Raw genomic sequence first — 22,528 nt, forward strand, 5'->3', positions numbered from 1 at the left:
ACACAACTATTTTTATGGGAGGCTAGAAACCGGGTTTCTACGAAATTTTGTGTTTAGTGGCGAGAAATCTACGCAGAAACCCGGTTTCTGAGGACACAATTATTTTGCTCGAAAAGTCGCTCTTTTAGGCATTTATCGCAGGCGACACACCCTACGACTGGCATATCTTTGGGAATTTCGCTGTACCAGCGGCCAAATGTGCTAACGTAGCGATCGCAAATCCCCAAATTTCAACTATCGGGAGATAGATAACCGTGTTCGCTCAAGCACCTCCAACTCCCAATTACAAATGGTTTAGCTGCATTTCTAGCACTGTTTTCACCGCATTGTGCCTGTTGCCCCTTTCCAACGCTGCTGGATACGCCCAAACTCCCCAAAATAGACTCATCAAAATCGGCGTGGTGCAGCGGTTTGGCACCAAACCCACCGATAAACTGACGCTGAAAGCTTTACCTGGCGATCGCTTAACATTAAGTTACAAAACTCCCCAAGGCATAGAAACTAAAACTACCGCCAGCATCCAGCTAGAAATAGCGAATAAACCTCTGGAAGCGCCATTAGTAGAAGAACGAGTTGTTCTGAGCTCCCACCGCAGTTTTGAGAGTGCAGAAGATAGCGCCAATCAGTGGCGCGCCAAGGGTATTGATGTGGAAATTGCTCAACCTTTGCGCTGGCAAGTTTGGGCAAAAAGAGATACTTATAATTCTCCTATAGTGCGGCGCTGGCTGTTGCAAAGTTTGCAAGCTCAAGGTAACAAAACTGCTTTTTTAGATACGAAAGTTTTTAAACAAATACCTCAAACGTTTTGGCTTTTAAATGGCTTTCGTTTCAACCGCAATGAGTTGGATGTCACGGCGGGAAAAAATGTAATTGAGGTATTTGAACAAACTACCCAAGAGGCGACAGCTATCGATCCAGAAAAAGCTATTCAACAAACTCGCCGTTACGGTGGCAGTTTGCACTTACAAAAAAATTCTTACGGTACTTATACTTTAGTCAATAATGTGCCGACGGAAACTTATTTGCGCGGTGTTGTTCCTCACGAAATAGGGGCTTTTTCGCCCTACGCTTCGATTGTCGCTCAAACTATTTTGGCGAGAACTTACGCGCTGAGAAATTTGCGCCGGTTTGCTGTGGATAATTACGAGTTGTGCGCTGATGTTAACTGTCAAGTTTATAAAGGTTTGACCGAAGTTTTCCCGCAGAGCGATCGCGCGATCGCCCAAACAGCAGGTTTAGTCCTAACTTACGAAAATCAGCTCGTAGACGCGCTCTATTCAGCGTCTAGCGGCGGCGTAACGGCGACTTTTGGCGATGTGTGGCACGGCCCAGAACGTCCATATTTGCGATCGATCGTCGATTCCCCCAAAAACCTCTGGGACTTGACAAAGCAGAGCTTGTCTGACGAAACCAACTTCCGCCGCTTTATGACTCTCAAAGCAGGCTTTAATGAGGAAAAAGAAGAAACCTTCCGCTGGCGCGAAGAAGTCTCACTGACATCAATTGGTGGATTTCTGCGGCAGTATCTTCAGAAGAAAAAGCACCCGCTAGCTAATTTTAAAACTCTCACCAAAGTTGAAGTGGTGGAAAGGTCGGCCGCTGGTCGAGTTTTGCAGATGAAGGTACAAACTGATTTGGGCCCCATCGATATTGACAAAGATGAGATTCGCAATGCTTTTTATCCGCCGATTAGCACGCTGTTTTATCTAGATCCAATTTACAATCCTGACAAAACTCTTAACGGCTATGCTTTTGTCGGAGGCGGTTTCGGACACGGCGTGGGAATGAGTCAAACTGGTTCTTACAATTTAGCTAATTTGGGCTGGAATGGCGATCGTATTCTGAGTTTTTATTTTCCCGGCGCTCAAGTTGTGCCCCTCAACGATTCCATTACATTTTGGCGGGAATAGCATCAGATTCGGCATAAGATTCGGCGGTTGAAACCGCGTCTAGACAAACAAAACCCGGATGGTGCGTGGGTTGAAGAGTGGCCGGTTAAAATTACGTTATCTTCTTTCTTCAGTCCGCGGAGGCGGACATCGTTTGTATAGACGCGGTTTCTAACCGTACGTCTGCTGCGGACATCGTTTGTATAGACACGGTTTCTAACCGTACGTCTGCTGCGGACATTTTTTGTATAGACGCGGTTTCTAACCGCACGTCGGATCTTTGTCGCCATCTTTCCATACAAAAACCCAGTTTCTTAACGTAATTAAGCTGAAACAGCTCAATTACGCAAACAAGAAACCGGGTTAATTAGCGCACCGCGCCTGTGAATCCTTTCTTAGTAGAGGGATTCTTCTTGGTGAGTTTCGATCGTACAATCAGACTTAGGATAAGCGACGCAGGTCAGAACAAATCCGGCCTCGATTTGGTCATCATCCAAGAAAGATTGGTCAGATTGGTCAATTTCGCCAGCAGTAATTTTGCCAGCGCAGGTGGAGCAAGCTCCAGCGCGGCAAGAATACGGGAGGTCGAGTCCTGCTTCTTCGGCAGCATCAAGAATGTAAGTATCGTCATCAACGTCAATGGTCTGGTTGATTCCTTCGGCTTCGCTGATGAGGGTAACTTTGTAAGTTGCCATGCACTAATCCTCTCAAAAATTCAACAATATTGATAAGTTTTCCTAATGCAAACTTCAAGGCTCTATCAGCTTTGAGGTGAGCTCTTAGGTTCGTTCCCTTTATGATAGTAGGGGAAAGAAGTAAGGTTGCAACACTTATTTACAAAAGATTTGAATGGGATTAGTTATAACTTTTTCTAATTTCATCTTGATTACTTATACCTATGTTGCGCTCAGCCTTGTGATACTGTTGCCGCAAGACTTACGCCAAATAACCCGGTTGCAGAAAAAAATCCTATTTTGAACCCGACAACCAAAAAATCCGATTTTTGCTATGGGGTGTGTCATCGACTTTCAGCCAGACTTGCTGGAATTTGTCCCCGCAGCCATGGACAGTTGACAGTTGACAGTTGACAGTTGACAGTTGACAGTTGACAGTTGACAGTTGGTAGGGGCGGTGCCCCGCCGTGCCCGCCCTCAGTGGACAGTTGCACAGTGGACAGTGGACAGTTGCACAGTGGACAGTTGCACACTACGGGAATCAAACCATTTATGCTTAAAGGGTATCGGCTCTATTCATGAGATTATTTATGTCCTCACCGATGTGGCGGTTGCGATATATCGCACCAGACTTGGGTGCTCAAAGCCCGCCTAAATCGCACCACAGCCTAAAATCTGCACGATGGAACTCTGGGCTCCTGCACTGCAAGTCTTTAACTATACTAAAATCTAAAATCTAAAATCTAAAATCCTATGACTCAAATCAATACTGGCATTGGTTTTAAAGTAAATTCTCCTATTCGCGTGGGGATTGTGGGTACTGGTTTTGCGGCTAAGTTGAGGGCCGAGACGTTGGTAGCTGACGCCCGATCGCACTTAGTAACAGTCGCGGGCCGCAACCCGGATAAAACCGCAGCATTTTGTCAAACATTCGGCGCCGAGGCTGAGGTTTCTTGGCGCAAGTTGGTAGAAAGAGATGATTTAGATTTGGTAATTGTCTGTACAGTGAACCGCGATCATGGGGCGATCGTCCTGGCGGCGTTGGAAAATGACAAGCACGTTGTGGTCGAATATCCTCTATCTTTAGATGTGTCTGAGGCCGAAAGGGCGATCGCCCTTGCCGCCCAAAAGCAAAAACTCCTCCACATCGAACACATCGAACTGTTAGGCGGTTTGCATCAAGCAATCAAAGAATCCTTACCATTAATCGGTAAAGTTTTTTATGCCCGCTACATTACTATTACCCCTCAGCGTACCGTACCGCAGCGCTGGACTTTTCAGCATTCCCTATTTGGCTTTCCCTTAATCGGGGCAATTTCTCGACTTCACCGATTTACTGATTTGTTCGGAGAAGTCGGAACCGTTAACTGTCAAACTCAATTTTGGGACACTCAGCCGGATTTCTACAAAGCTTGTTTGTGCAACGCACAGTTACGCTTTACCAATGGCGTTGTCGCTGAAGCTGTTTATGGAAAAGGAGAGACTTTTTGGCAGTCGGAAAACATTTTTACCATCTACGGAGAAGCAGGAACGCTGATTTTTACTCCCGAATCCGGTCAATTGATTCAGGGAGAAACTCGGCAGGCGATCGCAGTAGGAACGCGGCGCGGTTTGTTTGCTAAGGATACGGATATGGTGTTAGACTGTTTGTTAAACGGTACGCCGTTGTACGTCAAGAATACCAGTAGTTTGTACGCTTTGAAATTAGCGGATGCTGCGAGGCGTTCGAGCGAGACTAGGCAAAAATTGGCGATCGACAATTCATATAGCAGTTCGATCGAAATATGAGGTACGATTCGCTAATCGCTAATCGCTAATCGCTAATCGCTACTCAGATAAAAAGGTAATCGGCAATCACCGAAAAACTTGTGGTTCAAAACCTTTCCTCCCCATTAGCAATTAGCAATTGCCAGACATACCTTAATACTTCGGACAATTTTTTAAAGCCTCTGTAATCTTTACAGCACAAGCCTTGGCATTTTTAATCTTTTTTTCTTGCCTGAAGGCTAAACTTAAAGTTTGAAAAAATAGTCCAAGCAATAGCTAGTATGGGTTTTAAATATTCAATCGTGCCTAAAACTGTCCGAAGTATTGATATCTCATCTATCTAAAAAAGGCTATAGCGGTTCTCAAAAAAGTGAGGTATGCCCGATGCCCGATGCCCAATGCCCAATGCCCAATGCCCAATGCCGCATAGTACCTCATCAATCTAAAAAAGGCTATATATTTTTGCAATAAAATGGCAGTAACTACACATCAACTGATTCAGTGGAAACAGCAAGGGCGTCGAATTGTGGCGCTGACCGGTTATGATTATGCGATCGCCCAACTACTCGACCAAGCAGGCACTGACATCATCCTAGTCGGCGATTCCCTCGCCATGCCAATATTGGGCTACGAAACTACGCTACCGCTAACCCTCGATGAAATGCTGCACCACGCTAAAGCAGTCCGTCGCGCAGTCAAGCAAGCATTAGTTGTTGTGGATTTGCCGTTTTTGACTTACCAGGAAAGTCCCCAGCAAGCCATGCACTCGGCCGGGAGAGTTTTGAAAGAAACTGGCGCTCAAGCTGTAAAATTGGAGGGCGGATATCCAGCAATGGCGGCTACCGTTTTGCAGCTAACATCCGCCGGGATTCCGGTGATGGGTCACGTTGGTTTAACTCCCCAGTCGGTACACCAACTCGGTTACAAAAAACAAGGCAAAACAGCCGAATCTGCCGATCGCATCAAAGCCGAGTCGATCGCACTTCAAGAAGCAGGTGCCTTTGCGATCGTCCTAGAACACATTCCCCCAGACTTAGCTGCTCAAATTACCCAAAAATTAACTATTCCCACCATTGGTATCGGTGCGGGGGCACACTGCGACGGACAAGTTTTGGTTACTTCCGATTTGTTGGGACTTTCCGAAAAACAACCGCCTTTTGCGAAAGCTTACGTCAATTTGCGATCGACAATTACCCAAGCTGTCCAAGATTATTCCCTAGAAGTTAGAGAACGAAAATTTCCCGAATTGTAAACCATAAATCGAACTGACTCGCTCGCCAGCAGACAATACTACTTAGCGGGTTGTTGACACGCCTTGTACGAGTTATCGCCCCTAGCAGCATCTTTTTTGCCGATCGCGATCGCCCGCAATTACCGCTAAAATTGGAAAATCTCAACTTCAATTATCCCTTGACCAAAAAAGCGGGTAACAAGCCCCGTCCTTCTAGGACGGCTTTAATTTTCTTTGAATCTTCCTAATTCTATCAGTAAAACCTAGTATAATACAATACGGTTTACTTAAGATGGTCATTGCGAGGAACGAAGCAATCTCCGTATCTATTTCTCATAGGGTTTTACCCCCATGGCGCTCTTAAGTAAACGGTATTGTAGTATAATAGAACAAAGTAAAGAACCGAAAACAATGAAAGCAAGGTATCAATACAGATTCTATCCAACCGACCAACAACGACAGAAATTGGCTCAATTGTTTGGTTGTGTTCGGGTAGTTTGGAATGATGCTCTTGCCCTTTCTAAACAGTCTGAAAAGAAACCCAAATCTGCCGAACTTCAAAAAGTAGTAATTACTCAGGCAAAACAGACTGAAAAAAGAGCTTGGTTAAGTGAAGTATCAAACATCCCGTTGCAACAATCTGTAGCGGATTTAGAAACGGCTTTCAAGAACTTTTTCAACTCCGGTAAAGGAAAGCGGAAAGGTCGTAAAATTGGCTATCCTAAATTCAAAAAGAGGACGAATAGTCAATCGGCAAGACTCACTCGCTATGGATTCTCGCTCAAAGGTGATGGTGTCTATCTAGCCAAGATTGGTATTGTCAAACCCGTTTGGTCACGAGAATTACCATCAGAACCTAGTTCTGTTACAGTCATCAAAGACTGTGCTAATCGGTATTTTCTGAGCTTTGTAGTAGAGATTCAACCAACTCAGATTGAGGCGAAAAATCCTAGTATTGGGATAGACTTAGGGGTTAAGACCTTTGCGGTGATGAGCAATGGCGAAAAAGCCCAAAGCCCTAGCTATAAAAAGCTAGACCGAAGAGTTCGCAAACTACAGCGTAAGTTAGCCCGTCAACCCAAAGATTCTAGGAGGAGAAATATAACTCGAATCAAAATCGCCAAGCTGCACAACCGAATTGCTGATACCCGTAAAGATTTTCTGCACAAATTATCAACCAAAATAGTCAACGAAAACCAAGTGATTGTTTTGGAAGATTTGAACGTGTCGGGAATGGTCAAGAATCGGAGGCTTTCCAGAGCGATTAGCTTGCAAGGGTGGAGGGAGTTTAGGACTCTCTGTGAGGCCAAGTCTGAGAAGTTTGGCAGGGAGTTTAAAGTAGTTAGTAGATGGGAACCGACTAGCCAAGTTTGTTCAGACTGTGGCTTCAAATGGGGCAAAATAGATTTATCTATTCGTTCAGTGCTTTGTCTGAGTTGTGGCACTGAGCAAGATAGAGACGAAAATGCTGCTAAAAATATAGAGCAAGTCGGGATGGGGAATCGCCACGACTCTAAATGGGCGCAGAGACAGAGTAAGACTACTCCGGTAGCATCAGTCGGTGAAGCGTCAAGAATCACCGTCCGCGACGGTCGGTGAGTATTTCAATCGATCTCAAATGTCAAATCTCCAATCAAAAATCAAAAATCTACAATCCAGATACCAAAATGTGATAAAAATCACTGACAGCAAGCATCACCTAAATGTAAAAAATGGTGGCGACCAACAACTAGCTTCAAAACGGGCAGCGAAGTGGCGGTTAAGCTAAAAAAATTGTAGTTCCGTTCAAAACAAATTGAAGTCATCGCTCGAACGTGTTAAGGAGGCTAATTGATGGTATATGCAGAAAATTGGTCGCAGCCGTCTATCTTGGAGCTAGCGCGATCGGGCAACTTTCAGGCCCTGAATTACTGGATTGACAGCTTGCTGCGACCCGAAGGGATTTATGCCCGCGTCGAACAGGCTCAAGCCGGCTGCGTCCAAATCCTAGTAGAATTCCAACGCGGATTTGCACCAGAGAATACATTACTGGGGAGCACTCTCCGCGAAGGCTTAGTTAAATTTATTTGTCACCAACTCTGGAGACTCAACTCGCCAGCAGTAGAAGGAGTGCGAATTCACGCGCGCTTGGCTGGGGAACCAGAGATTCTCTGGAAACAGTCAGTCCGAATAGTGACTCCGGCAAACCGCAACCAGCGGCGTTACCGTTCCCTATTAGTCGTCGATTGGGTTAAATTTAAAACATATCGTTCTCTGCTGCTAGTGGGCTCGGCACTGGCATCATTTATTTTAGGGTGTTGGCTGAGCTACCACGAGGCTGTAGCCCTACGGCTAATGTCTCCAGCCTCCCCTTACCAGCAAGCTGCGGTAATGTCGGGGCCGCCTCCCAAACGTCCGGATGCGGTGCAAGCGGCCTTAGAATTAGTACCTGTAGTGCAACAAAAGCAGGTTGCTAATCCCTACGACCCCACCGTAACGCTGATGTTCGGAGGAAATGTGAATCTATCGGATGCGATCGCCGCATCTGCTGGCAACGATTACCATTGGGCTTTTGCCAATATGGACGAGTACCGGCAAGCAGATGTATCGATGGTTAATCTAGAAAACCCCCTGACTCGCTCTACCTTGGGTTCTGGCAAAAAACAATTAAATTTTAAAGCCGATCCAGAATCGGTGAAAGTATTAACAGCAGGAGGAGTGGATATTGTCAATCTGGCAAACAGCCACGCTATGGATTACGAGGAACCGGGGCTGGTGGAAACTATAAATACTCTAAATAATGCTGGTATAGGGCATCTGGGAGCCGGTAGAGATATCAAAGAAGCAAGGCGTCCAGATATTATTGAGGTTAAGGGTCAGCGGATCGCGTACCTCGGTTATTACGATGCTGACCTTCATGCTGCCGACCAAGGTAAGGCTGGCACCAACCCCCGGCGTAACAATCGGGTGGCAGAGGATATTCGAGCTCTCAAAGGTCAGGTAGACTGGATTATTGTTAATTACCACTGGGGAGTCGAATTGGCAGATTATCCCGGGGACTGGCAGATAGATTTGGCTCGGTTCACGATCGATCAAGGTGCAGATTTGGTAGTGGGACACCACCCCCATGTCCTACAAGGTGCCGAAGTTTACAAGGGTCGCCCGATTGTTTACTCGTTGGGTAATTTTATATTCGGCGCGAATGCTCGCAGCGATTACGATACCGCAGTCCTGAAAGTATCGCTCAAAGACAGGAATATGAAGGTAGAATTTTTGCCTGTGGAGGTGAAAAAGTTTCAGCCGAAAGTGGTGAATGGAGCAGCGGGCGATCGCATCCTCAAACGCGTCGAACAAATTTCTAGTATATTCGATCGACCGATGCGCTCTTCTGTGGTTCTAGAGGCCCCAATCAACCCAGGATTGGCACCAAAAACTCCAAATTCGACCTTGCCAGGAGCACCAAAAAGCGGTACCTACGGGCCCGGGTCGGCTTCCCCAGTCCCCCTGACAGGAGAAACCAATCTGCCAGGCCCAGGACAACCCAAACCTACTCCGATTTTGCCCGCTGTACCGGCTTTGCCCAAACAGCCGGACAACTCCTCAGTTTTCCAGAACGGGGCAGGGCCTGCTAGGTCGTCGAACCCGCCTCCGAGTCAAGATTTGCCATCGCGCGTCTATCGCACTAAACCTGAAAATCCCAGCCGGGAACCAGATCCGTTTACCAAAGAACCATTCATCAAAGAACCGTTTATTTCGCCCCCATCTCCGAGTTCGGGAGGGGTACTCAGTCCCCAAAGCTATATTCCCCCAACTGGCGATGTATCTTTCAAAGTCGCACTCAAAGAGCAGCCGACAAACAGAGTCGTTCCCGGCAAAAGCAGCGATCGCGGCTCGCTGCGGCTCGCCCTGCCTCCTATAGCTGCGAACGTGGGGACGGCCAGTGGGAGTCCGAGGGAGGATACAGGGGCAGCAAAAGGGAGTTCAACAGTTGACAGTTGACAGTTGACCGCTTGACAGTTTGAGAGCGACCTCTACCTAGAAGGAAGAGGATTGGAGTAATGAATAGTCTGATTTTAATTATCAACTACCAGCGACCAATTAATAACGACCGATTTACTAACAACCAATGATCGACGACCTACTAACAATGACAAATGTGTTTGCGATCGCGCTGAAGCAAAAGCAGTACAAAACCTATATCCTCTCCGACGAAACCGCAAACTCTACCCTAGAAGTTGTGCCGGAACGGGGCGGTATTGCCACTAGCTGGCTGGTTGAAGGCAAAGAAATGTTTTACTTGGACGCGGAACGGTTCGCCAATCCCGATCGGACTGTACGCGGCGGGATTCCCATCTTGTTTCCCATCTGTGGCAATCTCCCCGACGACACTTACACCCACAAGGGAGTGGAGCGGCAGCTCAAACAGCACGGCTTTGCTCGCGACTTGCCTTGGACGGCGACGGAACAATTTACCGAGGGTTGCGCGGCTCTTACCCTAGTGCTCAAAAGCAGCGAGAAAACCCAGACTGTTTATCCCTTTGATTTCCAATTAGCTTTTACTTATCAAATTAAAGGCAATTCTTTGGAAATTGTGCAGGAATACACCAATCTTGGTGACGAACCAATGCCCTTTGCTAGCGGCTTGCATCCTTACTTTTTAGCACCCGACAAGACAAATCTGCGCTTTGAGATTCCCGGGATGCAGTACAGAGATCACCACACTCACCAGAAAGGTTATTTCACAGGGGTTTTTGACCCGACTCTCGACGAAATAGATGTTTCCTTTGACGAACTGACAGGTCTTGCTGCTACTGTAACTGACGAGGCCCGCGGCTTGCGGCTCACCGTCAGTTACAACTCCAGCTATGGGAAGTTGGTTTTCTGGACTTTGAAAGGCAAGGATTTTTACTGTTTGGAACCTTGGACGGCTCCTAGAAATGCCCTCAATACTGGCGAACACTTGATTTATTTGCAGCCGGGAGCGACTTGCGAGATGCTGGTTCGCATGACTGCAACTTTTTTTTGAAAAACACTTGCTATTTGAAATGATGGGTGCTACTATTAGAAATTGTGTGCGGTAACAATGTTTTCGCGGGTCGCTAGCTCAGCGGTAGAGCATTCGGCTTTTAACCGATTGGTCTCGGGTTCAAATCCCGGGCGACCCATTTTTCAGACAGAACGTAAAAAGTAGAAAGCAGAATAAAATCTAGCTTTCATCACGAATTCGGGGCAATCCCAGCGGGATTGCCCCGAATTTAGTTTTGGGCAATGTGGATTTTTTAAGCCTAAATTGAAATCTGGAAACATAATGCGCGATCGGCAACAAATTGTCTTAAGATTATCGTAAGAATTCAGCTTGTTCAAAATCCACTGTCCAGAAACACAAATAATTAGGAGGAATATCTATGGCGCTTGTACCTATGCGACTGCTGCTCGACCACGCGGCTGAAAATGGTTACGGCCTACCGGCTTACAACGTCAACAACATGGAGCAAATCCAAGCGATCATGCGCGCTGCTGACGAAACCAACAGCCCCGTGATCTTGCAAGCTTCTCGCGGCGCTCGTTCCTACGCTGGCGAAAATTTCCTGCGCCACTTGATTTTGGCAGCAGTTGAAACCTATCCTCACATCCCCATCTCCATGCACCAAGACCACGGCAATGCCCCCGGCACTTGCTATTCTGCCATGCGCCAAGGTTTCACCAGCGTGATGATGGACGGTTCTTTGGAAGCGGATGCTAAGACTCCCGCCAGCTACGAGTACAACGTTGAAGTTACTCGCGAAGTGGTGAAAGTTGCTCATTCGATCGGCGTTAGCGTTGAAGGCGAACTGGGTTGCTTGGGTTCTCTGGAAACAGGGATGGGCGAAGCAGAAGACGGCCACGGCTTTGAAGGCGCGCTTTCCCACGATCAATTGCTGACAGATCCTGAAGAAGCTGTTAATTTCGTCGAGCAAACCGGCGTTGATGCTCTCGCAGTGGCGATCGGCACTTCCCACGGCGCTTACAAATTCACCCGCAAACCGACTGGCGAAATTTTGGCAATCAGCCGCATTGAAGAAATTCACCGCCGCCTGCCAAATACTCACTTGGTAATGCACGGTTCATCTTCTGTACCCCAAGAATTGCTGGAAATCATCAACAGCAACGGCGGCACTATCCGCGAAACCTACGGCGTACCTGTCGAAGAAATTCAAAAAGGCATCAAGTGCGGCGTTCGCAAGATCAACATCGACACTGACAACCGTTTGGCGATTACCGCTGCGGTGCGCGAAGCTTTGTTTGCTAAGCCAGATGAATTCGATCCGCGCCACTTCTTGAAGCCGTCGATCAAGTATATGCAGAAAGTTTGTAGCGATCGCTACAACTCTTTCGGTTGCGCCGGTCAAGGTACAAAGATCAAGCAAATGTCTTTGGATGATTTTGCAGCTAAGTATGCAAAGGGCGAATTGAGCTCTACTGCTAAGAAGACTGTCGCTGTTTAATAATTTTAGGTTGAAGATTTTAGATTTATCTGAAGTCTAAAGTTTAGATTGCCGGGTAGCTGTGAAGTTGCCCGGTTTTTGTGTGTGGAGAGATGAGAAAGATAGATAAATCGCCCTTAAAGACTAATCCGGCGGTAAATTTCAGCCATCGGCAGTTCTATATTTAAGCTGTGCAGGACGATCGCCCTTTCAATCCCATCGTACACTTGCCATTGCCAGCGATCGCCCGACGGGCGATCGAGATTGTGATATTGTTCAATATATGGTTCAGCTTGACTGACCAGCAGATATTCACATTTTCACCTCGATCGTAGGCTTCGGTAGAGGGCGAAAGAACCTCGACAATCAGTAAAGGATTGAGAATTTCATCCGTGCGAGATCCATTGAATTCCGGTTCGCCATCAATTACCATAACATCGGGATAAGTTCCGTGATTGAAGCTAGGAATCCAAATTCGCAAGTCGCCGTTATAGGTTTGAAAATTGGTGTCTCGGAGAGCCACATTGAGAAAAGTCGTAGTGTCTACGGCAATACGGCTGTGAGCGGGGGAACCTCCGGGCATAGCAATAATCTCTCCGTTACAATATTCGTGACGTTCTTCGGCGGTTTCCTCCATCGCCCGGTATTCATCTGGAGTGCAGCGAGTTGTGGTATCTGAAGCAAGGTTTGGCGGATTGGTTGAAGCAATGACCACGATCGCACCTCCTAAATAATTAGACCTTAAATAATTATGACTTACAGCTAGATAATTGTCCTAACCCAGAGGCGATCGCTTTTTCGGGATTTTAAGAATCTGAGCGATCGCACAATCTCCTGACATCGCGTCATAAAAGTTTAGTTTCTTCGTGATTTGACTGCTGGCGCTGTGCAATCTGGATTAGCATCTCAATTTTGCAAAAAGCATTTTTTTTATTATAGTGCTGTCCCCGCTCGCGTCTGCTACCAATCGCGAGCGGGGACAGCACTATAAATGCAAAACAGAGATGCTACCATCTCGATTAACATCCTCAATGCCTCATTCACTGCTGCATCATTGGGAAAAGCTTGCACAATATCTGGATCTAAAAGCACTAAGTTTGTCCCTGCACGATATCGCTCAACATACTTACCTCTAACACCTCCTTTCATCTGAGTAAAGTCATACTCAGCAAGTAATTCGTCTTCCATTTCGTTCTCAATATCCTTCTTCATAAAACTTCTGCTGCTAACCTATGACAGATAAGAAAGCTAGATAAATCGCCCTTAAAGACTAATCCGGCGGTAAATTTCAGCCATCGGCAGTTCTATATTTAAGCTGTGCAGGACGATCGCCCCTTCAACCCGATCGTACACTTGCCATTGCCAGCGATCGCCCGACGGGCGATCGAGATTGTGATATTGTTCAATATATGGTTCAGCTTGACTGACCAGCAGATATTCACAAGAGGGCGAAAGAACCTCGACAATCAGTAAAGGATTGAGAATTTCATCCGTGCGAGATCCATGGAATTCCGGTTCCCCATTGACAACCATCAAATCAGTGTAGGTTCCGCAGTTATATTCGGGAATCCAAACCCGCAAATCGCTGTTATACAAGCGAAAATCGGTGTCTCTGAGCAAAAATCCCAAGTGAATTAACAAGTTACAGGCGATCGCGCTGTGGACTTCTGAACCTCCGGGCATAGCAATAATCTCTCCGTTACAATATTCGTGACGTTCTTCGGCGGTTTCCTCCATGGCCCGGTATTCATCAGGAGTGAAGCTAGTCTTTGTTGCATCTGAAGCAAGGTTTGGCGGGTTGGTTTGAGCAATGACCACGATCGCACCTCCTAAATAATTAGACCTACAATAATTATGATTTACAGCAGCTAGATAATTGTCCTAACCTAGAGGCGTTTTTCTGATTCCATTCAAATTATATCAAGAACTCTCCAGGGAGCATCTCATTTTGGTAAAAAGCTTTTTTTCTAGTGCTGTCCAAGCTCGCGATCTATATAAAACTCGCGATTTCCCGACAGCAATACAAATCAAAAACTGAGATGCTCCCGCTCTCCATGCCTTTATCCGCTGCTGCTTCACAACCGCTAAATTCTAGCTTTCCTTTTACTTTTCACATTCAACTGCTTAGTGATTGATGTGTAATAATGCAAAGCAAACACCATATTGATTCCAAAGAATACCAAGGTTAAAACAAACACAAAAAAAGACGTAAACGACAGCCCGTAAATCATCGTAAACATCGCCAAAATGATTGAGCAAAAACCAAAACCGGAAGCAAAAGAACTTAAAACCAGTAACCGCACCTTAGACATAGTTTAATGTAAAAATTTTCAGTAAAATGCACTCTTGGCACCTCAAGATGAGTGCCAAATGATACTTATTACTATATAGCCAAATTACTCAGTTCCGCTAAGGGCAGAACGGCTATTTTCCTAAAAAGGTTTGAATTCTACGAAAAAATACAGCCCGCGCTCTTGCCAACTCCTCTCGCCCGATTTGATGCCAATCAAAGGAATGCCCCAGCCGAACCGAGAATTCTACCTCTCGCCGTACTGCCACCGCAAGCCCTATCCCGCTGATAGCAGAGTATTTGCTTCCAGAGCCACCCTTCCCCCGCTATTCCAAACATTGCCAGCATCCACAAACGGCGTCACCTGCAAAAGACCTTTTTTGTCCCCGGTACGCAAAATCGGATACCGCAACTCGGCGGAAGCAAAAAGTCCGCTATCCGCAAGCATTGCATCCTGACGGTAGCCCCGCACTGTATCCGGGCCGCCCAAACCAAATTGTTCGATCGGCAAAAGCTCAGCGATTGCCAACTGCGCCTGGGAGCGCACAACCAGCAGCGTCTGGGGAGCCAACAACCGCACGTACTGCAATTGACCGCGCCACGTCAAAAATTGACCGTCAGGCTCCCTGTTGCTCGCGGTAGCGCCAAATGCTGAGACTCCCAGATTGAACTGCGATCGCGCCGCCAAGACATCCCTCTCTCCCCGCTGAGTAAAATCCTGAAACAGTCTCAGCGCCGAAACCCGAGTTCTACCGCGAGCATCCGCCCCGGGCGACAGTGGAAAACCGCAAGGGTTTGTGGGGGAATCAGGGCATCCGAAGTGATAAAACCTTTGCTGATGTAGAGTTGGCTCACCACAGAACGAGCTTCCAGCAGTGCACCCGAAGTGATAAAACCTTTGCTGATGTAGAGTTGGCTCACCACAGAACGAGCTTCCAGCAGTTCGGCGAAAGTCAGCGGGCGGCCTACAAAGTTTTTGAGTGCAGCATCTAATTCTTGTTTGCTAAAGACGGTACTGCCAACTACTTCACATCGATCGACCGTTATTGTACCGGAATATTCGGCAATTCTTCAGTCCGTCTCGGTACGGGGACGGGTGGCAAAAGCTGTTCTATCGGAGGTAGGGGCTTTCTTGGCGCGGGTTCTGGGAGGGGAGCCGGATTTGGCAGTACAGGATTGGGAATGGGAATTTCTTGTCGGTTGTCTCCTCGGTTGGGCAATTGGGCGAGAGTTTCAGGTTCCTGACTTGGCGCTGCTGCTGCAAATTCCGGGATGTCGGTTTCTGGCTCTTTACTGTATCTATCTAATTCTGAGCCTGAGTATAAATCGCCAGAAAGTCGATCGCGATCGTCTGCTGTTTCTGGATTAAGTTTTAATTGAGACTGTAAATTGTTATTAACAAAAGGCGATCGCCCGCCTGATTCACCAGCAACGATCGGATCGCCAACACTTTGAGCTGCTGACGATGCGAAGCAAATAGCTGTAATTGAACAACCAAGTGCTATTGCGCTAAAAAACTTGATTTTACAAAACCCTCTGGAATGTGGCAGGGGCATCATTGATTAATAATAATTGATAGTTATTTACACTTACGAGCAGGGGTTCCTGGCGCAATTACAAAGATTAAAGTAACTTTATCACTTTTGTTTAAGACTTAAGTCATTAAATTCAACATAAATATACTTGACAAAAAATATTTTTTGTGATTTGCTAAAAAATCCAGAAAAAAGCTCCGACTTACCCAAGCTAGCGCTGTAGGTAGGCGGAGCGTTCTATCAAAGTTATCAGTCGATTTTAGATTTTGGATTTTAGATTTTAGATTTTAGATTTACTCTCTCATGCAATTTGGGAGCTTGAACCTTAGTCTAAAATTTTGAACTCGACCCTAAACGAGGGTCGGGGGCTGGTACCCATTGTTGGGCGGGGTTATCTGAGAAATCGGTGAATTTTGATAGAAATTACTACATTTTATTGAGCTGCGATCGCAATTCTTCCAACTCCGCGTCAATCACCGGACTCGACTCCGAGCTACTAGGAGCCGCAGCAGTTTTACCCGCAGCCGGCAATTGACCTTGAGACACAGAACCTCCGCTCAGTTGAGCCTTCATCTGAGCTAACTCGTCGTCAACATCGCCACCACTTTCAAGCAAGCGGAACTGTTCCTCTAAATTGCTCCCGCCAGCCGCCAGCTCTGCGGAAGCTCCCGCGCGGGCTTCTATCTGCAAAACTTTTTCTTCCATGCGCTCGAAAGCTGCCATTGAACTGCCAGTATTCAAGGTGCCAATGGTATTGTTGAGCTGTTCCTGAGCCTTAGCAGCAGAAATCCTCGCCTTGAGCATATCCTTCTTAGTCTTGGCTTCGGAAATCTTGCTCTCCAAACCGATCAAGTTGCGTTTGAGGCTTTCCACTTGACCCGATTGCTGTTCCAGACTCGCTTTCAGCGTAGCAGCCGTTTCAGCGTGAGACTTTTTGCGTACTAGAGCTTCGCGGGCTAAAGTCTCGTCTCCTTTTTGCAGGGCGAGTTGAGCGCGCTGCTGCCACTGGTTAGACTGGGATTCAGCTTGATTGTACTGAGTCTGGGTGCGTTTTTGAGTGGCGATCGCGCTGGCAACGGCCTGACGCAACTGCACCAAGTCTTCCTGCATATCCGTAACGGATTGTTCTAAAATCTTTTCCGGGTCTTCAGCTTTGTTGACCATATCGTTAAGATTGGCTCTGACGACTCGGCTAATGCGGTCAAATAATCCCATAATGCTATTTTTCCTGGGTGAGGTGTACGAAGTAGGCCCAAAGCAGGCTTGATAGCGTTAGCCCGCGATGGTGAGACTCAGTTGGTCAGATTTTTAGTGCGATCGAGCATGAAGCAATTTTGCAAACATAGTAAATACAGTTTAAAGCGATCGAGTCAGTGGTGCAGCCAAGCTAATTGATGCACCTATCTATTGAGTTTAACTTCGATCCGGGAATTCCCCAATACGCTGATGGGCCATCTGTTGAGAAGTTTGGCCAATTATCCCAACTATTGTTGTGTTGAGTGGGGTTTAGGATGTGGGTGGCTCGCCCGACGGCAATTTTGGTGTATTCTTGCTCGGAAGCATTTGTGTTTTCATCGCCGCCAACTCGGCATCGACATCGCCGGCAGCTTCGAGAGAGAGAAACTTCTTTTCTAAATCGTTTGTTCCAAGTTCTGCGATGGCTTCGGAACGAGCTTCTAGCTGCATAACTTTCTCTTCCATTTTTTCAAAGGCGCTCAAAGCACTGCCGGTACTGAGATTTCCCATCATTTCTTGCAGCCTTTCCGACGCTTTGGCCGATCGAGCTCGGGCAATGTACATATCTTTTTTTGATTTTGCCTCAGAAATTTTACTTTCGAGCGATCGCATATTTTCTTTAAGTTGAGTAACCACAGCGTTTTGCTGTCCGAGACTGGCTTTCATCGCCGTTGCCGTTTCTTGATAGGATTTCTTGCGCGTCAGAGCTTCCCGCGCTAAATTTTCCTCGCCTTTTTGCAAAGCTAGCTGCGCCCGCTGGTACCATTCTGCGGCTGTGGACTCAGCTTGGGAACACTGGCGTTCGGTGCGTTTTTGAGCGGCAATCGCTCCTGCTACGGCTTGTCTGAGCTGGATTAAATCTTCCTGCATATCCATTACAGCTTGTTCCAGAATTTTTTCTGGATCTTCGGCTGCTCCGACCAAACTGTTAATATTGGCTCGAATCACTCGCCACAGGCGATCGAATAATCCCATTTTACCTATCTCCCGATTTTCTTAAATTTTAGATTTAGGACTGGAAATTAATATTATTATTTGCGATTTTCGATTGACCAGCCCAAAAATAGGTACAAGCCCCCAACGCGAGCGTCAGGGTCGATTCCCAAATTTTAGACTAAGAGTTCAATCTCCCAGATTCACTGCGCTGTCAGCAAATCTAAAATCTAAAATTTAAAATCTCAAATCGATTGACTGGTCAGCGTAAGGTTTGGATCGGGCGTCTACAGTTGCATTCTGTGTGGGAACTTGTCTGAGTTAAAAAACCAATTGTGTGTTAGACAAAACATTCATCATTGTCTAGCTTTGTCTAACAATTTCGTTAAAGTTTTTGAACCTTTACCAGAAATAATTGGTTGAAAGCCCGCCCGCCTGCTCGGGAGAAATTAAAATCAGACTATTCATTACTCCAATCCTCGGACTTAAGGGTAGAAGTCGCTCTCAAACTGTCAAACTGTCAAGCGGTCAACTGTCAACTGTTGAACGAGTTTACGGCTGATAGTATTGCGGCTTCATCCCTTTGGCTTGGAGTTCCTTTGCCAAACGTTCTGCTGAGGCAGCATCGTTCAAAGCCCCCATTTGAATTTTGACACCCTTTGAGAAGTTCCGCACGTAGGCATCGGGAACTGCGGTTCTGGCTTGTTGCAGCGCTTTTTCATTGGTGTAATCGGTGACAACGTAGTAAAAGCCGTCGCTAGCCCGTGTCGGTCTTCCTAGCGGGGCTGCTGCGGCCGGGGCTGCTGTGGCTGTCGGGGCTGCTGTGGCAGGGGATGCGGCGGCTGGCTGGGCTGGGGAGGGTGTGGGAGGCAGTGTCGGCAGTGTCGGGACTGTCTGGGTGGCGCTGGGGCTGGGACTGGGAAGCAAAGCGGTACTAATATTGTTGAGTCCTTGTTCCCTACCTCTGGCCGGGTTGCCGTCTTCTGTCGGAATTGGGACAGCGCCGATGGGGGCAGGAGGTGCTGGCGGATTGGGGGGGATTGATGCTTTGGGCGACGGGGAAGCAATGGGGCTGGTTGTGGGATTGACGTTGCTGAGAGTGTTCAAATCTAGCTCGACAAATTCTTTGGATGCCAGATTTGGAGCTTTCGGCAGTTCCTTGCTGCTGCTACTGCTATCTATGGTTGTAGCTGCCGGACTTTCGTTAGTAGAGGGGGTTGTGCGATCGAGAAAACGGTTCAGGCCTGCCATTTTAACCAGACTTGACGGGTGCATCACTGCATAACCCAAAGCTGTGCACGACAACAGAAACAGCAACATCGAACTCAGTCCCAAGGGAGTTAACAGACTCGCGGCCAAACTGCGTTCTTGGGCAGGCTCAGCTTTTGCTTCGTCCAAACTTTCGATCAGTTTTTCGCTGGATTCGAGATAATTGTTGGGTGCAAAGGTATTGCTAGATATTTTTGTCCCACCCACGGTAGTTGCTAGCGGGGAATCGCCCTGGACGCCGCCAAGGGATAGGGGCAGCGACAGCGGTTGCTGGGCTTCCTCCGCAGCCTGCGGTAGGTTTTGGCTTTTTTGTGGCTCGGTTGTGGCTGTTGGCTGGCCGCTGCGAACTGATGGCGACACCCACTGTTCGGCGCGCCGCCTGTGTCTTCTGTATGTTGTCAGTTCTGCTTCTAGGTTGACATCCAAACACCCGAGGACTGCTTGCAAAGCAGGTTTGATTGGGGTTGATGAGGATTGACTTGGGGATTCCACTGAAGAACGCTTACTCATTAGCAAAACTCCTACCGCCTCTGAATTGATTTTAATGTTTTGATTCTAAAGTTGACACTCTCAGCGCTCTTGGCGACTGAGATTCTTAAGAAATTTCGTTCTTAATATCCCTATTACTAGGGTTCTTGGGCGCAATCCTCTTGCCAAAAAATGGTGGGCTGCTATCCTTGCCTTTCAGCAAGCTCCTCAAGCGTTTAAGGGGCTTAGCCCTTGGTTCCGTGGAGTCCCCGCGTACCTTGAATATATGGTAGGCATTTGCTTCCCAGGTTTACACCTGTGTATTCATCCCAACAATAGAGTGTAACGGCAAAAGCCCTTTTTACACTGCTAAAAATTTTAAAAATCAAGAAAGATTCACGGCGGTTTGAACCGCCCGTGCCGCTTTCATGGAAGGTCTAAAGACTCGCTCGTTTTCCGCTTGCCGAACTTTTTTTATCAACAAGAAGCTTTAAAACTTGCTTATTCTAGGATTAGCTGCTTTTGGTGTCAAGGCAACTGCTGCCTTTGGGCCCGAAGTGTCGATCGCCATTTGCTCTGTTTTCATTTTCGTTTGACCATAAAGAATTGGTTTAAAGCCCCAAGCCCGATCGCCCTTGATAAATTAAAAGAAGACGATTCATTACTCTAATCCTCTTCCTTCCAGGTAGAGGTCGCTGTTAATTGTCAACTGTCCCTGGTCAACTGTCAACTGAAACCTTAATTCTTACTGTGTCCCGGAGGCTGCTTACCCGACTCTCAGCAGATTTTGGCATCGGAGCAACCGTTTATTTAGAAGATCTCATAGTCGTTCCGTATTTGTCCTTTTGCTTGATCCCTGACCCTTTATAAACTTTTAACCTGTCTTTTTCGCTACAAAATGAGGAAGGACTGAGGTGATTGTTTCTATATATAACAAGATTATAAATAAATCATTAAGGTTTATTATGCTTCGGGGATCGCTATAACCCAGACAGGATAAGGGCTGGGATGCTCTAAAACCTCCTAGCTCTACACAGGAGAATTAGAGATGAAACTGATTTCCGCCAACACTTTTATGAAAACCCCATTAATTTCTGCTTGTCGTCACTGCCGCCACTATACCCCTGAGGGGAGACGCGGAGGAATTTGTGCTCTGTTGACCGTGCCGGTGCAAAGTCAGTGGAAAGCTTGTTCTTTGGCAGTTTCGCCTTTTGGGGGATCTTGGGAAAACATCACAGAAATTGAACTGTGGCAAGAACAGACTGCGACTCCGCATGAGACCGCTGTTCCTGTTTCTGAACGCAACGCCTGCCAGTTAACAGGCACAACATTAACCGAAAAATCAGCAGCAGTCTCGGTTTAGTCCGTCGGCAACAGGACAGATTGTATCATTTTCGATTGGCGATTGGGAAATCACTGATAACTATTATCTATTATGATTTGGATCTGGCAAAGCAGTTTCATTCTTTTTGGCAATTGGTATCCATACTGATACTTTTGGACGATCGACTAAACTCGGGTCATTCAACTCACAGCAATCAATAATATCTGTAGCTTGAATGAGGGAATCCCAAAACTTATTTCTCGATCGAGCTACGGCAGCCAAGGATATTGACTAAAATCGGGTTCCCGTTTTTCCAAAAAGGCTTGTTTGCCTTCGGCGCCTTCCTGGGTCATGTAATACAGCAAAGTGGCATTTCCAGCCAGTTCTTGGAGACCGGCTTGACCGTCACAGTCGGCATTAAAAGCGGATTTTAAACAGCGGATCGCGATCGGACTTTTTTCCAGAATTTCCTGGGCCCACTGCATCCCTTCAAGTTCGAGTTGTTCGACGGGTACGACGCAGTTGACTAAACCCATTTCTAGAGCTTGCTGGGCGCTGTACTGACGGCACAAAAACCAAATTTCTCGGGCTTTTTTCTGGCCGACAACTCTGGCGAGATAGCTGGCCCCGAAACCGCCGTCGAAACTGCCGACTTTGGGGCCAGTTTGCCCGAAAATAGCATTGTCAGCAGCGATCGTCAAGTCGCAAATTAAGTGTAAAACGTGACCGCCGCCGATCGCATATCCTGCAACTAAAGCAATCACAACTTTGGGCATCGATCGAATCAACTTCTGCAAGTCGAGCACGTTCAACCGGGGTATGCCACCTTCGTCTACATATCCCGCAGAACCTCGCACGCTTTGGTCGCCGCCGGCACAAAAGGCGTATTTGCCGTCTGTATGAGGCCCCGCACCGGTGAAGAGGACAACGCCGATTTTTGTGTCTTCACGGGCATCAGTAAAGGCATCGCACAATTCCTGCACGGTTTTGGGACGGAAAGCGTTCCGTTTGTGAGGTCGATTGATGGTAATTTTGGCGGTACCGCCACTTTTTTGATAGAGAATGTCTTCGTAGGTTTTGGCGGTTTGCCATTCAATTTGCATAATCAATCAGTCGATTTTAGATTTTAGATTTTAGATTTTAGATTTACTCGGCAGATGAATCACCGGAGTAGGAACTTTGGTCTAAATTTGGGGGATCATCCACTCGCTCAACAGCGTCGGGGGCAAGGTACCCGTTGATGCGGGGTTAAGTTGAGATTTGAGAGCGAGCTGGGGCGATCGATGCAGGAATAATTCGCTTTTAGGATCGCGAATTAAATAATTTACACTCTTAAAAGTGGGATGGGCGTCCCGCCCGTCTATAAAGGACGGGCGGGACGCCCATCCCACAATAATTAAAATTGTAAGTTATTTAATTCTCATTCCTTAGATTTTAGATGGATTCGGTTCAATGGGATACGAAGGTCG

At 47.0% G+C, this 22,528-nt stretch carries 22 protein-coding genes and 1 tRNA gene; 10 read left to right on the top strand and 13 right to left on the bottom strand.

Features of this window, described 5'->3' with window-relative positions:
- The first annotated feature begins 254 nt into the window (after positions 1–254).
- Positions 255–1,910 (top strand): SpoIID/LytB domain-containing protein, encoded by a 1,656-nt coding sequence (locus JGK07_RS10180; protein ID WP_293205281.1) that lies wholly within the window; start codon positions 255–257, stop codon positions 1,908–1,910.
- A gap of 374 nt (positions 1,911–2,284) precedes the next feature.
- Here the strand turns inward: JGK07_RS10180 and JGK07_RS10185 are convergent, their stop codons facing one another.
- Entirely contained in the window at positions 2,285–2,584 is a 300-nt protein-coding gene (locus tag JGK07_RS10185) for a ferredoxin (RefSeq protein WP_293129326.1), read from the bottom strand.
- Between the two features lie 323 nt (positions 2,585–2,907).
- Positions 2,908–3,057, bottom strand: coding sequence for a hypothetical protein (locus tag JGK07_RS10190; RefSeq protein ID WP_293203040.1), 150 nt, complete (start codon positions 3,055–3,057; stop codon positions 2,908–2,910).
- A gap of 259 nt (positions 3,058–3,316) precedes the next feature.
- Here JGK07_RS10190 and JGK07_RS10195 point away from each other — a divergent pair, with 259 nt between their 5' ends.
- The 8 genes from JGK07_RS10195 to fba all read left to right on the top strand — a co-directional run bounded on the left by JGK07_RS10195 (position 3,317) and on the right by fba (position 12,025).
- On the top strand, positions 3,317–4,351 hold the full coding sequence (locus JGK07_RS10195) for a Gfo/Idh/MocA family oxidoreductase (protein ID WP_293190467.1): 1,035 nt from the start codon (positions 3,317–3,319) through the stop codon (positions 4,349–4,351).
- 451 nt (positions 4,352–4,802) lie between these two features.
- Positions 4,803–5,582 (top strand): 3-methyl-2-oxobutanoate hydroxymethyltransferase, encoded by a 780-nt coding sequence (gene panB, locus JGK07_RS10200; protein WP_293190468.1) that lies wholly within the window; start codon positions 4,803–4,805, stop codon positions 5,580–5,582.
- Between the two features lie 53 nt (positions 5,583–5,635).
- Positions 5,636–5,809 carry a hypothetical protein gene (locus JGK07_RS10205; protein WP_293212111.1) on the top strand — a complete coding sequence of 58 codons (174 nt, stop codon included), beginning with the start codon at positions 5,636–5,638 and terminating at the stop codon, positions 5,807–5,809.
- Positions 5,810–5,972: 163 nt separating this feature from the next.
- Positions 5,973–7,160, top strand: a complete 1,188-nt coding sequence (locus JGK07_RS10210; protein WP_293177205.1) for a transposase — start codon at positions 5,973–5,975, stop codon at positions 7,158–7,160.
- A 234-nt stretch (positions 7,161–7,394) separates the two neighbouring features.
- The gene (locus JGK07_RS10215; protein ID WP_293190469.1) at positions 7,395–9,539 is read left to right on the top strand and encodes a CapA family protein; all 2,145 of its coding nucleotides are present in this window, start codon (positions 7,395–7,397) and stop codon (positions 9,537–9,539) included.
- A 127-nt stretch (positions 9,540–9,666) separates the two neighbouring features.
- The gene (locus JGK07_RS10220; protein WP_293177201.1) at positions 9,667–10,566 is read left to right on the top strand and encodes an aldose epimerase; all 900 of its coding nucleotides are present in this window, start codon (positions 9,667–9,669) and stop codon (positions 10,564–10,566) included.
- A 67-nt stretch (positions 10,567–10,633) separates the two neighbouring features.
- Positions 10,634–10,705 (top strand) — tRNA-Lys (locus tag JGK07_RS10225).
- 240 nt (positions 10,706–10,945) lie between these two features.
- Positions 10,946–12,025 carry a class II fructose-bisphosphate aldolase gene (gene fba / locus JGK07_RS10230; RefSeq protein WP_293177199.1) on the top strand — a complete coding sequence of 360 codons (1,080 nt, stop codon included), beginning with the start codon at positions 10,946–10,948 and terminating at the stop codon, positions 12,023–12,025.
- Positions 12,026–12,188: 163 nt separating this feature from the next.
- Here fba and JGK07_RS10235 read toward each other — a convergent pair whose 3' ends face one another.
- From JGK07_RS10235 to JGK07_RS10275, 9 genes are all read right to left on the bottom strand, one after another.
- On the bottom strand, positions 12,189–12,719 hold the full coding sequence (locus JGK07_RS10235; RefSeq protein ID WP_293290855.1) for a Uma2 family endonuclease: 531 nt from the start codon (positions 12,717–12,719) through the stop codon (positions 12,189–12,191).
- Between the two features lie 245 nt (positions 12,720–12,964).
- Positions 12,965–13,216, bottom strand: coding sequence for a hypothetical protein (locus JGK07_RS10240; RefSeq protein WP_293177193.1), 252 nt, complete (start codon positions 13,214–13,216; stop codon positions 12,965–12,967).
- A 51-nt stretch (positions 13,217–13,267) separates the two neighbouring features.
- Positions 13,268–13,822 carry a Uma2 family endonuclease gene (locus tag JGK07_RS10245; RefSeq protein WP_293200921.1) on the bottom strand — a complete coding sequence of 185 codons (555 nt, stop codon included), beginning with the start codon at positions 13,820–13,822 and terminating at the stop codon, positions 13,268–13,270.
- Between the two features lie 749 nt (positions 13,823–14,571).
- Positions 14,572–15,072: a ShlB/FhaC/HecB family hemolysin secretion/activation protein gene (locus tag JGK07_RS10250; RefSeq protein WP_363319720.1), complete on the bottom strand. Its 501-nt coding sequence runs from the start codon at positions 15,070–15,072 to the stop codon at positions 14,572–14,574.
- A complete protein-coding gene (locus JGK07_RS10255; RefSeq protein ID WP_366025764.1) occupies positions 15,024–15,362 on the bottom strand; it encodes a POTRA domain-containing protein in 339 nt (112 codons plus the stop codon). The genes JGK07_RS10250 and JGK07_RS10255 overlap by 49 nt, the downstream gene beginning before the upstream one ends.
- Positions 15,338–15,853 (bottom strand): hypothetical protein, encoded by a 516-nt coding sequence (locus tag JGK07_RS10260; RefSeq protein ID WP_293177190.1) that lies wholly within the window; start codon positions 15,851–15,853, stop codon positions 15,338–15,340. Before JGK07_RS10260 ends, JGK07_RS10255 begins: the two co-directional genes overlap by 25 nt.
- A gap of 402 nt (positions 15,854–16,255) precedes the next feature.
- Complete coding sequence (locus JGK07_RS10265) at positions 16,256–17,044, bottom strand: PspA/IM30 family protein (RefSeq protein ID WP_293177188.1); 789 nt, start codon at positions 17,042–17,044, stop codon at positions 16,256–16,258.
- Positions 17,045–17,335: 291 nt separating this feature from the next.
- On the bottom strand, positions 17,336–18,040 hold the full coding sequence (locus JGK07_RS10270; RefSeq protein WP_293190549.1) for a PspA/IM30 family protein: 705 nt from the start codon (positions 18,038–18,040) through the stop codon (positions 17,336–17,338).
- 510 nt (positions 18,041–18,550) lie between these two features.
- The gene (locus tag JGK07_RS10275) at positions 18,551–19,777 is read right to left on the bottom strand and encodes an SPOR domain-containing protein (protein ID WP_293177184.1); all 1,227 of its coding nucleotides are present in this window, start codon (positions 19,775–19,777) and stop codon (positions 18,551–18,553) included.
- A gap of 1,006 nt (positions 19,778–20,783) precedes the next feature.
- On the opposite strand from JGK07_RS10275, the gene JGK07_RS10280 reads away from it, so the two are divergent.
- Positions 20,784–21,098, top strand: coding sequence for a hypothetical protein (locus JGK07_RS10280; protein WP_293177182.1), 315 nt, complete (start codon positions 20,784–20,786; stop codon positions 21,096–21,098).
- Positions 21,099–21,161: 63 nt separating this feature from the next.
- On the opposite strand, the gene JGK07_RS10285 is transcribed toward JGK07_RS10280, so the two are convergent.
- Positions 21,162–21,341 carry a hypothetical protein gene (locus tag JGK07_RS10285; RefSeq protein WP_293177180.1) on the bottom strand — a complete coding sequence of 60 codons (180 nt, stop codon included), beginning with the start codon at positions 21,339–21,341 and terminating at the stop codon, positions 21,162–21,164.
- Positions 21,329–22,162 carry a 1,4-dihydroxy-2-naphthoyl-CoA synthase gene (gene menB, locus JGK07_RS10290; protein WP_293177178.1) on the bottom strand — a complete coding sequence of 278 codons (834 nt, stop codon included), beginning with the start codon at positions 22,160–22,162 and terminating at the stop codon, positions 21,329–21,331. Before menB ends, JGK07_RS10285 begins: the two co-directional genes overlap by 13 nt.
- Between the last annotated feature and the right edge of the window lie 366 nt (positions 22,163–22,528).

This window comes from Microcoleus sp. PH2017_24_DOB_U_A (assembly GCF_020738205.1).
Lineage (GTDB): Bacteria > Cyanobacteriota > Cyanobacteriia > Cyanobacteriales > Microcoleaceae > Microcoleus.

Bases quoted from the DNA above. Each gene is read 5' to 3' on its own strand.
- JGK07_RS10280 (WP_293177182.1), top strand. From the start codon at position 20,784: ATGAAACTGATTTCCGCCAACACTTTTATGAAAACCCCATTAATTTCT.
- fba (WP_293177199.1), top strand. From the start codon at position 10,946: ATGGCGCTTGTACCTATGCGACTGCTGCTCGACCACGCGGCTGAAAAT.
- JGK07_RS10195 (WP_293190467.1), top strand. From the start codon at position 3,317: ATGACTCAAATCAATACTGGCATTGGTTTTAAAGTAAATTCTCCTATT.
- JGK07_RS10265 (WP_293177188.1), bottom strand. From the start codon at position 17,044: ATGGGATTATTTGACCGCATTAGCCGAGTCGTCAGAGCCAATCTTAAC.
- JGK07_RS10270 (WP_293190549.1), bottom strand. From the start codon at position 18,040: ATGGGATTATTCGATCGCCTGTGGCGAGTGATTCGAGCCAATATTAAC.
- panB (WP_293190468.1), top strand. From the start codon at position 4,803: ATGGCAGTAACTACACATCAACTGATTCAGTGGAAACAGCAAGGGCGT.
- JGK07_RS10260 (WP_293177190.1), bottom strand. From the start codon at position 15,853: ATGATGCCCCTGCCACATTCCAGAGGGTTTTGTAAAATCAAGTTTTTT.
- JGK07_RS10240 (WP_293177193.1), bottom strand. From the start codon at position 13,216: ATGAAGAAGGATATTGAGAACGAAATGGAAGACGAATTACTTGCTGAG.
- JGK07_RS10275 (WP_293177184.1), bottom strand. From the start codon at position 19,777: ATGAGTAAGCGTTCTTCAGTGGAATCCCCAAGTCAATCCTCATCAACC.
- JGK07_RS10210 (WP_293177205.1), top strand. From the start codon at position 5,973: ATGAAAGCAAGGTATCAATACAGATTCTATCCAACCGACCAACAACGA.
- JGK07_RS10215 (WP_293190469.1), top strand. From the start codon at position 7,395: ATGGTATATGCAGAAAATTGGTCGCAGCCGTCTATCTTGGAGCTAGCG.
- JGK07_RS10220 (WP_293177201.1), top strand. From the start codon at position 9,667: ATGATCGACGACCTACTAACAATGACAAATGTGTTTGCGATCGCGCTG.
- JGK07_RS10185 (WP_293129326.1), bottom strand. From the start codon at position 2,584: ATGGCAACTTACAAAGTTACCCTCATCAGCGAAGCCGAAGGAATCAAC.
- menB (WP_293177178.1), bottom strand. From the start codon at position 22,162: ATGCAAATTGAATGGCAAACCGCCAAAACCTACGAAGACATTCTCTAT.